A 10310-nucleotide genomic window follows, 5' to 3' on the forward strand; every position below is an offset into this window, starting at 1 on the left:
GGATGTTTCTACATGTCAACACTGAACGCTATCCCCACCAATGTCATCACCGGTTTTCTTGGTGTTGGAAAGTCAACGGCCATTCTGAGTCTTTTAAAGCAAAAGCCGGATCATGAACGCTGGGCGGTACTCGTCAATGAGTTTGGCGAAGTGGGTATTGACGGCAGTTTAATCAGCGGTAAAGAAAGCGAGGCTTCTGGGGTGTTTATTAGAGAAGTACCGGGAGGCTGTATGTGCTGCGCCGCCGGTTTACCCATGCAGATTGCTTTGAACCGTTTGCTTACGCAAGCCAAGCCACATCGATTGTTAATCGAGCCTACTGGTCTTGGTCACCCCCAAGAGGTGCTAGCGGTATTATCTGCTGATCACTATAAAAAGGTGTTAGAGTTGCAAGCCACCATCACGTTGGTTGATGCCAGAAAAATTAATATACCGCGCTATACTGAACACGCGACATTTAATCAGCAATTGGCGATTGCCGATGTAATTGTGGCGAACAAGGCAGACCAATATCAAGCTGAGGATTTCCCCGCACTGCTGGATTTTTTGGAAATGCGATTTGGCAAAAATCAAGTGGGTTTGAGTAGCAAATCTGTTTTTCAAGTGAGTCAAGGCGAACTCGCTATTGAGTGGCTGGCAACGCCGGCTCGTGAACATCAGCAGGAATATCATTATCACCATAGTTTGCATTCAGACCAACAACCGGTCGTGGAAGACTTTCCGCCCATAACACTACCGGTTGAGGGTTTTCTTTGCGTCGACAACCAAGGCGAGGGCTTCTTTAGTCGCGGCTGGGTTTTCTCCCCGGAGTGGGTTTTTGATGCGACTAAGCTTTATAGTTTGTTGCTGGGTGTCGACGCCGAGCGTATTAAAGGTGTCTTTGTTACTGAACAAGGTATTACAGCTTACAACAAGGCCGATGGGGTATTGACGGAGTTCGAACTTGACGACTGCCTGGACAGTCGAATCGAATGCATAAGCACAGACCCGAAGGTCTATGCGAACTTAGAAACGAGCCTATTTGCTTGCGTACTCAGTAAGCCTCATTCCTCCGTATAGGGCTTAATGGAATCCACCTTGATGGTATAGGCCGCTGTCGCAGTATCATTCTCGACTATTGTGGTTTTGATGGTGCCGTACAGCCAAAATGGGTCGTAAAGTGATGTTAGCTTGAAACCCTTTTCAAATTCAGCATACACAATTTGATTCGGCGGTGGCGGCGGTACGTGGATGCAGGCGCCAAAATATGGGACCAAAAAGAACTTAGTGACATGGTGCTGATCCACACCAAACTCCAGTGGTACGATAAATCCGGGTATACGGATGGCTTTACCGTCGAGGGCAGCAATAACCTTGGTGGAAACTAAGGCTTGCTGATAGCGGCTGTCTCTTGGCGCATCCAACGCAGCTTTGATTTGGCTGGCTATCTTATCTGCGTCAGAGCCATCTTCAATTTCATTGATAGAGTCAGGTGGATTTAAAAAAGCCTCCAGATCATCTGTGGGCATGAGGTCTGTCCATTCTATAGTCTGGTGATTACCCTGAGCGAAGGATTTGCTAGCTAATACAAGCAGCAGTGCGACCACGGCATAAACAGAAATTGTACGCGAAGAAACGAGTGCCAAAATGAGCTCCTTTTACAGAATTGGTCGACAAGGCTTGCTAGGCGTATTTTATCAAGTCACCGTGACGAAATACGCAACTGGTATGAAAACAATCATCACGACTTTAAATATGATACGTTATATCGTCAGCGACCACATCAATAGGAAATCGGCACGTGCTGCTCAGTATTAAAGACCTCCGTTTTCACTACCCTGGCGACAGCAAAATGGTACTGGATATCCCGCAATGGTCCGTGAAGGCAGGAGAGCAGGTCTTTCTCCACGGTCCCTCTGGTGTGGGTAAGTCTACTTTCCTTAAACTGTTAGCGGGCCTCCTTGTTCCCAGCGGTGGTAGCATTACTATGCTGGAGCAGCCCTTACAGTCTTTGCGCAGTGGTCAGCGCGACAAGTGGCGGGCGCGTCATATTGGATTTGTCTTTCAGCAGTTCAACTTGGTTCCCTATTTGAGTGGCCGGGATAATATCCATCTCGCCGCGCATTTTGGCGGCAAGGGCGATGTTGATACGGCCGCAACGACTTTATTGGCAAGCTTAGGTCTGGACGAAAAATTGCGTCGCAAGCCGGCGGCTGAGCTAAGTATTGGGCAACAGCAGCGGGTGGCCATTGCTCGTGCACTTATTAATCAACCAGAGCTGCTCATCGTTGATGAGCCAACCTCAGCGCTCGACGCTAAAAATTGCGATCTCTTTATGGCGTTGCTGCGTGAGCAACTAGCTGAAAGTAGCACCGCCTTGGTATTTGTCAGCCACGACCTCAGTTTGGCGAATGACATGAGTCGTGTGGAGTCGCTGGAAGACATTAATCAGGCCGGGAGGGGGAGCTAATGTTTTTACGCCTAGCCCTGGCAAGTCTGCACAGTCGCAAAGGCTCAGTGCTGCTGACGTTTCTTGCTATTACAGTCAGTGTGTTCGTGTTGCTGGGTGTAGAGCAAATTCGCCAACAGGCGAAAAGCAGTTTTAACAATACTGTGTCTGGCATTGACTTGATCGTAGGAGCGCGCACTGGCGATATAAATTTGCTGCTGTATTCGGTTTTTCGTTTGGGTCATGCCAGTAATAATATTTCTTGGCAAAGTTATCAGCACATTGCAGCAGACCCAAACGTTGCTTGGACAATCCCCATTGCCCTTGGCGACTCTCACAACGGTTATCGCGTTATGGGAACGACAGTGGATTACTTCAATTACTTTCGCTTTGGTCAAAATCGCCCCTTAGTGCTGGCGGAGGGCATGCCTTTTTCTCAGCGCTATGAACTCGTTCTTGGTAGTGAAGTTGCTCGATCACTGGGCTACCAGATTGGCGACGAGTTGGTGTTGGCACACGGTTTGGGTAATGCCAGCTTCAGTCAACACAAGGGTAAGCCTTTTCGGGTTGCAGGCATCCTTCGAACTACCGGTACACCGGTAGATCAGACCTTGCATGTTAGTTTAGACGCGATTGAAGCCATCCACAGTGGCTGGCAAAACGGTGTAAAAATGCCTAGCTCAGCTCATGGCCACGGCGAGGAAGATCTGACGCCGGAGTCGATAACGGCATTTATGGTAGGCCTTAAATCCAAACTGGCCATCTTTCGCTTACAGCGACAAATTAATACCTACGACAACGAAGCCCTGCAAGCTATTCTTCCCGGCGTGACCTTATCCCAGCTTTGGCAAATGATGTCAACGATGGAAAATACCCTACGCTTGATTGCCGCCCTAGTTCTACTTGCCTCTTTGTTAGGCCTTGCTGCCATGTTGTTGGCTTCTATCAAAGAGCGTCAGGGCGAGATAGTGGTTATGCGTGCTATTGGCGCGCCACCTTTGTTTGTTTTTGCGCTCATTCAGACGGAAGCGCTGCTTATCAGTCTTGGCAGCATCATTGCAGCAAACTTGCTCCTAGTTTTATGTATTAAGGTGGTGGGCAACGCCCTTGCTGAGCGTTACAGCTTGTATATTGACAGCCATCTACTCACACCCCAGCTGGCATTTTATATGGCTGTGATTATGATCGGCACAGTATTGGTTAGTGTAATACCGGGCATAAGTGCGTATCGAAAGGCCTTGCAGTAGTCGCAGTGATGCCATGAAGAATAATCGCCGCGTCTGCGGTTTTGAGTGCAAGGTTTTCCATGACGTTGAGATCAGGTTCGGCGTCGCCAGTTTGCGGCAGTTCCCGTGTGTAAGTAGAAAAGTAGTTGCTGCCGGTCGATACGTGGGGCAATGAGCCAACAGGAATCTAAGTGATACAGTATTGACGTTGCTTTAGGCAATTAGGCCGTTCTTGGTAGCTCTGTCTGGGATTACTTAAATCGCACGTCACAGTCTACGGCCCTGATCCATTTCTCCTTGGCTTTGACGTGGATACTTAATAGATGAAGATGCTGTTACTGTAACCCAGTACAAATAGCCAAAAACAATTGTCGATATTTGATCTGAGATGCGCAGTAATGGCAGAGTCCTTGACGCATGCGCTGAATAACGCGCTGCAGAATGCTCGTGACCGCATAGATTCCCGTGCGGAAGAAAAACTAAATAGAACGGTGAACTTAGCAATTTTAGAGGCTGGGATCAGCGCCAAAAGCGATTTAACTAAGCAGCTCGTATCTGCAGGAAGCCACGTTACAGTGAATAATATACCTACTGCGACGGATGCTTCCGGCAATCACTAAGTTTAATAAAGCAAGGCGATTGCCTGATAAAACTAGTGCCTCAGGAGTATATTTGCACTATCCTTTAACTTGTCGGTTCATAACAATCGCACTCGTTCATTTGTAAAGTATCAGCGCTAGAGAGGTTGCCAGCGGTAAATACATGCAGTTTTCTTTGAAAAAGCTACATCGCGAGTTAGCTGGTGGCGAGTAATCAAGGGCCCAACTGGCGATTGATTATCCTGTCATCGGAGTTTCTGCATCGCTTAGAGTGGTTGTCGGCGAAACGCTTTCCTCAGCCGAGCTTGGCTGAAGCGGCTGTTAACGAGGTAATCTCAAGGCTGTCGGAAAATAACTGGCACAGGCTACAGGCTTTTACCGGTAAAGCCCTGCCGGAAACTTATGCACACACAGTGTCTGCGCGTTTGCTAGAAGATTACGCCCGTGAACGCTTTGGTAGGCCACGGCCACCTAAGTGGCTAAAAGATAACGGCGCCATTTGGGTGCATATCTGGCAAATGCTGTGTCTTGAACGGCAATGGCCTGATCTTATTATCGGCCGCTTAGAAAGCGACCACGAGCCGGGGTTTGTTCAAAATGTCATTGGCACCGTGCGCGCCCGCATTCCCCGCTGTGGTGAACCCGGCTACTGCGAAGTAGCAAATGCCGAGGCGATTGATGAGGCTGCAAGCTCGGCTTCACTAGAAGATCAAGTCATCCGCGAAAATCAACGCTCCGTATTAAATCTCTTATCTACGCTGATCAGTCGAAGCAATTCCGACGCGTGTCCGTCTACTCCAATAAGCGCGAACGGTATACTGGAAGACCGGTTACAACTATCACCGGAAGACCGCCTGTTGCTGGCCCTTATTTATGAAGATGGGCTATCAAGCCGGAAGGCCGCTGCAGTCTTAAATAGCAATCCCAGTGCCGTACAGCGCCGCCTAGCCACTATCACCAGCCTATTGCGTGACCTTATGCAAGACTGGGGAATTAGCGGCGCCGAATTTGCGGAGGTGAGCAATGACGCCTGAGGAACAACTATTGAAAGCCATCGCCCAAACTGGCACACCAAGCCAATTACCAAGTGATGAAATCCTCGCGCGCTATGTAGATGGAAGCCTGGACGAAACCCAGCACGCCCGCGTATCGGCTTATCTTGCCCAAAATCCAGAGCGTCGCCGTCAATGGCGGGCTGTGCAAGAGGCGCAGGCCTATCAAGTCCTCCACAGACAAAAAAGCTCGGCCTATTGGCGCATCGCAGGGGTGGCGAGCGCGGCGGCAGTGCTACTGTTCACCTTCGTCGTTACGCAAAATAACGAGCAAGCTAACGCGCCAATAATGACTGTCGTGCTTATGCCGCAAACCGAACCGGCGAGTTCATTGGCGCGTAACGCCGTACCCGTTAATTATTGGCGTGCCTACCTAGCGGGATACACTCAACCAGAACAATCCCTTAGCAGCGTTTCACCGCAAATTGCTGAGTGGCAAGTACTGGGTGCCAGTTTAAGTAGGCTTCAAAGTCAATGCGGCAATGAGGCCCTGCTGCGTGTAGCGGAAGGCCAGTTCGATTCAGCCGTTGCAGATTACCCCCATTTAACGCAAATCAAACCCACAACGCAAATGGCGTGGTGCGCGTTTGGTGAAAAGCTGCAGCAAAAGGCGATGCTGTCCGTCTCATTACAAAAACAAACAGGAGAACCGCCATGACAACCACTTTCAAAGCAACATTGGCCTTATTTACCGTCATTCTTACTGGCTGCGCCTCAGGGCCCCAAAAAGGCGAAGCAAGCGCCGCTCAATCTAAATTGCCTTCGTGGGTGCTCATGCCAGAAGTAGAAGACAGCATTGCCGAAGCCAGCTGTGTCAGTGCCAGTGGGGCATTTAATGTCGATCGGAGCGAGGCAATTCATTTCGCGAGTGAACAGCTCGCTGCGCAGCTTCAGCGCAATATTGCGTTTTTAGCGAAGGGTTTTCAAAGCAAAACCGGCAGTAGTGAAGGTGTTAATGTTGGCACTGATTTTAATCAGACGGGTCGCCAGCTGGTTGAGCAAAGCATAAGCGGGATAAAAGCGGTTGAAACCGGCATTTACGAAATTAGCGGCGTAGACCACGTTTGCGTCTTAGTGGCAATAAGCCCAGCAGCCAGCCAGCACGTATACAGCACGTTAAAAGCACAGAGCGGGGCAAAGCTCAATGCCGACGATGACGCCGTATTGTATGAACAATTTCGCGCCTACAAAGCAGATCAAGCGCTAGAGCAAACGCAGAAAGCAAATTGATACCGAAACGGATTATTCAGTAGGGCAGGCTTGTGAAGCAGTTAAACAAATTATGTAGAACTGCTACCGCAAGCCTCGGGTATTTAATGATTAGCAGTATTCAGAATGATCGCAGGCCGAATACGCCGCGGTCTGGGGGTTCCAACACCGTATGGGGGCGATAATGCCACAACAAACAAGGCTACGAGAACTATTAACGTCAGCGCAATCACTGTGCGAAACCTTAGAGCTAGGGCAGGCTGAAACGCCGCTAATGGATCGTTACACTGCGCAACTTGCCGAGCTAGAATCGGCGCCGTTGATCGCTGTATTGCTCGCCATGACACCCGAGAGTCTAGAGCAGAGCCTTAAATGGCTATACGGTGATGTCTTTAATGAGTTCACCGTGTCAAGTCGTGAATGGCCCCAATTCATGGAAATCAATATTGCCGCGGGCGACTATGGCATTGGCCTACGCCGCGAAAAGCAGCGCAACTTCGATGCCCAAGAGGCCTTTATCGACGCCTTGCGCATAGAGTTAGGCGCCACCCGTGCATCAATTGCTAACCCCTTAGCCCTGCAACTCAATAACAGCAAAGGCGTCGCTGGCTTAAAACTGCTTATTCCCGATACCCCAGACGCGATTTTAGAAAAGCCGGAAGTCCTAAATGCGATTATAGCCCAAAGCAACTTTGTTATTGTTGCCGCGCCCTTGCATTACACTCTGTCGCGGGAAGACCACGAGGTTGTCGAAACCCTCACCACAAATATGACCGGTTTTTGGCCACTGCTCACCGTAGACGAACTCAGTGAAGAAGCAAGTTTGCCGCCGGTAGGTTGGTGGGAACAGCACACTAAAACTGCTATGAGCATGCCGCCCAAACTCATCACACGCCACGTTGAAGCATCTATCCCCGCCATTCTCACCGACAGCCAAAACAGCGACCGCCAGTTACTTATAAACCGGCTACACGCACAGCGCCTCAGCGCTGGCCTCAATGCCATCTTTACTCGCTACCAACAACAAGCGGGATTGTTAGAGCAGCAGGTCACTAAAGCAAATAAGCAACTGCACAGCGCAAACCGCAGCGACAGTCGAGAGGGTGACCAATTGCGCCAACAAATAGACGACTGGCTGGTGACCGCCAAGAAGGACCTCAATAGCCAATTACAAGAATTTAACCTGCCTAATTCTCCCGTAGTAAAGGGCGTGCAAGCTAAAATAACAGATTTGCAATTTCATGATCTCGAGGCAGAACCTGGCCATAGCGTTCACAAGCTCACCCTTGGCGCCGATTTTGTTAGCGGCCTGCGCGGCACCTTATTAGCCCTCACCAAAACCGAACTTGCCGCGGCAGTAGAACGTTGTAATGGCCAACTCAATACGCTGCAACAAACGATAAACGAGCAATTAAAAGGCCTAGGTATCGCTGCCATAGACCGCACTGAATCCATTCAAATTAGCGAATTACAGCATGACCTTGAGCGCCGACTGGAACTCACTATTAGCTATCGTGGTGAAATGCCTAAACGCACCTTAATGACCCGTTTAAGCGAAAGCCGAAAACTTATTATGGGTTTGTCTATGACTGCCATGGTGCTTGGCGGTGTGGCCAAAGCCCTGCTCAACATCGACCTGCGCGCCAGCCTCATGGCGATAGCCCCAGCTGTGCTGGTGGGCGGCTTTGTTTACACCTATATTCAATGGCCCAAAGAAGACGCAGAAAAACTCGACAAAGAGCTCGACCGCATTCGCGACACCCTCAATAATGAAATCCGTCGGCTCACCAGTGATATACAACGCTTTGCCCAACAACAACTAAGCGACGTGTTAGACCGTGCCAACCGCAGCCTTAAAAAGGAAGTACAGACCACCGTACTGGCACACCACGAACGCCAACGCCAGCAAGAAGAAAGTAATCGCCAAGCTCAGCAACAGCGTAGCGAGCAAATGGCGCGAGAACTGCGACACTGGCAAGGCATTAAACGCGAGTTAGAGCACTTAAAAGCCAATGCTGCCGAACTCGAACGCAACTTAGCTGCGGCGATAGCAGGCTAAGGTCTAACCTTTTAATAAATACAATGGCAAAAATTTAATCAGTGCAAATAGCGCGAGTTAAAAAGCAAGATAGGAATCAGCATGCCAAGCCCACCAGAAGCTCGCCAACTTTTCGGAATAGACGAGGGCGCAAGCTTAGATGCAATAGATCAAGCCTATTACAGCAAGCGGGCTGAACTTCAGAAAAAGCAGAAAAGTGCTCCTACCCCGGCACTGGCGGCAAAATTTGCTACAGTACTCGCCAAGCTAGACGATCACTATGCAGCACTTGTTCAGTCGCCTGTAATGACCAATTCAACTACGTCGGCAACATCTGCCAGCTCACTATCACAAACTAAATTAGACGATTTACCCGGTGTAGCGCCAAGCGACATTAACCGGCTCAGCTTTGCAGCCGGTCATGTATTAGCGGGGCGCTACACCATAGCCGAACTCATCGGTCAGGGGGGGATGGGCGCGGTATACCGTGCGCACGACAAAAACCGCGACGAAGACATTGCCATCAAAATTCTGCTGCCCAGCCTTACCAATAACGAACGCGCGCTGACACGATTTATGGATGAGGCGCGCATTAGCTCCAAACTCAGTCACCCCAATATTGTGAACGTGTACGACGTACAAAATGACGGCGACTTGTATTTTCTTACTATGGAACTGCTCGAAGGCCAGGGCGTAAACCAATTGCTTGAAACCCGCGAGTCCCTGCAACAGCCGTTTTCAGAAAAAGAATTACTCGACATCGTCGGCCAGCTTTTGCCCGCGCTGAGCTATGCACATGAGCACACCGTACACCGCGACATAAAACCCGAAAACATCTGGCTTACCAAAGACGGCCACTACAAACTCATGGACTTTGGCATAGCCCAGTTGCAAAGCACCTCGCGGCGTACCCAAACTGGCACCGCCATGGGCACCGCCTATTACATGGCGCCAGAACAAATTAAAGGCAGCAAACACCTCGACGCCCGCGCCGATCTTTATGCCGTGGGTATATTGCTCTACACCCTCGCCACCGGCGACGTGCCCGCCGGACTCATCAAGCCCTTACAAAAAAAACGTCCAGACTTAAACCACGGCTTTTGTCAGGCTGTAATGCAATGCCTAGAGCCACAGCCAGACGAGCGACCAGCAGATGCCGTGCAGCTACTCACCGCCTTACAAACCACCGCAAAAGCAAGGCGAGGGATGCCAAAACAAGGCAATTCTAAGCAAGCCAAGTCAGTAGCAGGCCTAAACGCTGGCCCCAATAAACGGGTTGTGGCCACACTTGTGTTATTACTCTTTATTGGCCTAGGCGCCATTGCTGGCACTGGCGTCTGGAAAGACTGGATTCCGGCAAGCAAAGCAGAAATAGCTCGAGAGAAGGCTGCCGTCGCCAAACTGCAAGGCGAGCTTAAAGTCATAAAACAGCGCCTAGACACCGCCAGACGAAACCTAGACAGCGAGGTGCGCGATGCCGAACGGAATAACAACAAAGGGCTGGCCGCGCTAAATTATTGGCAACGCCTAAGTGAAGCCGGAATATTTAACGGCAACCAAATTCCAAGTCTAGAAGGTGAACTTGCCGTAGGTGAAACCCTGCTGCGTGAAGGCCGCTATGCAGAAGCGCAAAACACCCTTAGCAAAGTCCGCGATGGCTACAAAACTTTACAAAAAGAATTTAACGCCGCCGAAAAACTTTTCGCCGCTGAAACTTCAGCTGCACAAGCCAAAGCCGCGTGGTTAAAACGCAAAAAA

10 protein-coding genes are annotated in these 10310 nt (G+C 50.0%); 9 read left to right on the forward strand and 1 reads right to left on the reverse strand.

The window, feature by feature from the left end:
• The first annotated feature begins 12 nt into the window (after window positions 1–12).
• The gene (locus tag ABYP33_RS06685) at window positions 13–1059 is read left to right on the forward strand and encodes a GTP-binding protein (protein ID WP_373089696.1); all 1047 of its coding nucleotides are present in this window, start codon (window positions 13–15) and stop codon (window positions 1057–1059) included.
• Here the strand turns inward: ABYP33_RS06685 and ABYP33_RS06690 are convergent.
• Window positions 1044–1508 carry a DUF3299 domain-containing protein gene (locus ABYP33_RS06690; protein ID WP_373089698.1) on the reverse strand — a complete coding sequence of 155 codons (465 nt, stop codon included), beginning with the start codon at window positions 1506–1508 and terminating at the stop codon, window positions 1044–1046. The two genes, ABYP33_RS06685 and ABYP33_RS06690, sit on opposite strands and share 16 nt — an antisense overlap.
• Window positions 1509–1780: 272 nt before the next feature.
• Between ABYP33_RS06690 and ABYP33_RS06695 the strand changes: the two genes are divergently transcribed.
• The 8 genes from ABYP33_RS06695 to ABYP33_RS06730 form a co-directional block, all read left to right on the forward strand.
• Complete coding sequence (locus tag ABYP33_RS06695) at window positions 1781–2449, forward strand: ABC transporter ATP-binding protein (RefSeq protein ID WP_373089701.1); 669 nt, start codon at window positions 1781–1783, stop codon at window positions 2447–2449.
• Entirely contained in the window at window positions 2449–3675 is a 1227-nt protein-coding gene (locus tag ABYP33_RS06700) for an ABC transporter permease (RefSeq protein WP_373089704.1), read from the forward strand. The genes ABYP33_RS06695 and ABYP33_RS06700 overlap by 1 nt, the downstream gene beginning before the upstream one ends.
• A gap of 377 nt (window positions 3676–4052) precedes the next feature.
• Window positions 4053–4274: a hypothetical protein gene (locus ABYP33_RS06705; RefSeq protein WP_373089706.1), complete on the forward strand. Its 222-nt coding sequence runs from the start codon at window positions 4053–4055 to the stop codon at window positions 4272–4274.
• A gap of 182 nt (window positions 4275–4456) precedes the next feature.
• Entirely contained in the window at window positions 4457–5287 is an 831-nt protein-coding gene (locus ABYP33_RS06710) for a hypothetical protein (RefSeq protein WP_373089708.1), read from the forward strand.
• Window positions 5277–5963, forward strand: a complete 687-nt coding sequence (locus ABYP33_RS06715) for an anti-sigma factor (protein ID WP_373089710.1) — start codon at window positions 5277–5279, stop codon at window positions 5961–5963. Before ABYP33_RS06710 ends, ABYP33_RS06715 begins: the two co-directional genes overlap by 11 nt.
• Window positions 5960–6535 carry a hypothetical protein gene (locus ABYP33_RS06720; protein ID WP_373089712.1) on the forward strand — a complete coding sequence of 192 codons (576 nt, stop codon included), beginning with the start codon at window positions 5960–5962 and terminating at the stop codon, window positions 6533–6535. The genes ABYP33_RS06715 and ABYP33_RS06720 overlap by 4 nt, the downstream gene beginning before the upstream one ends.
• 163 nt (window positions 6536–6698) lie before the next feature.
• A complete protein-coding gene (locus ABYP33_RS06725) occupies window positions 6699–8573 on the forward strand; it encodes a hypothetical protein (protein WP_373089714.1) in 1875 nt (624 codons plus the stop codon).
• Between the two features lie 81 nt (window positions 8574–8654).
• Window positions 8655–10310 (forward strand): serine/threonine-protein kinase (locus ABYP33_RS06730; protein ID WP_373089716.1); only part of this gene is annotated, 1656 nt, incomplete at its 3' end.

It is taken from the genome of Zhongshania sp. (assembly GCF_041584495.1).
Classification (GTDB): domain Bacteria; phylum Pseudomonadota; class Gammaproteobacteria; order Pseudomonadales; family Spongiibacteraceae; genus Spongiibacter.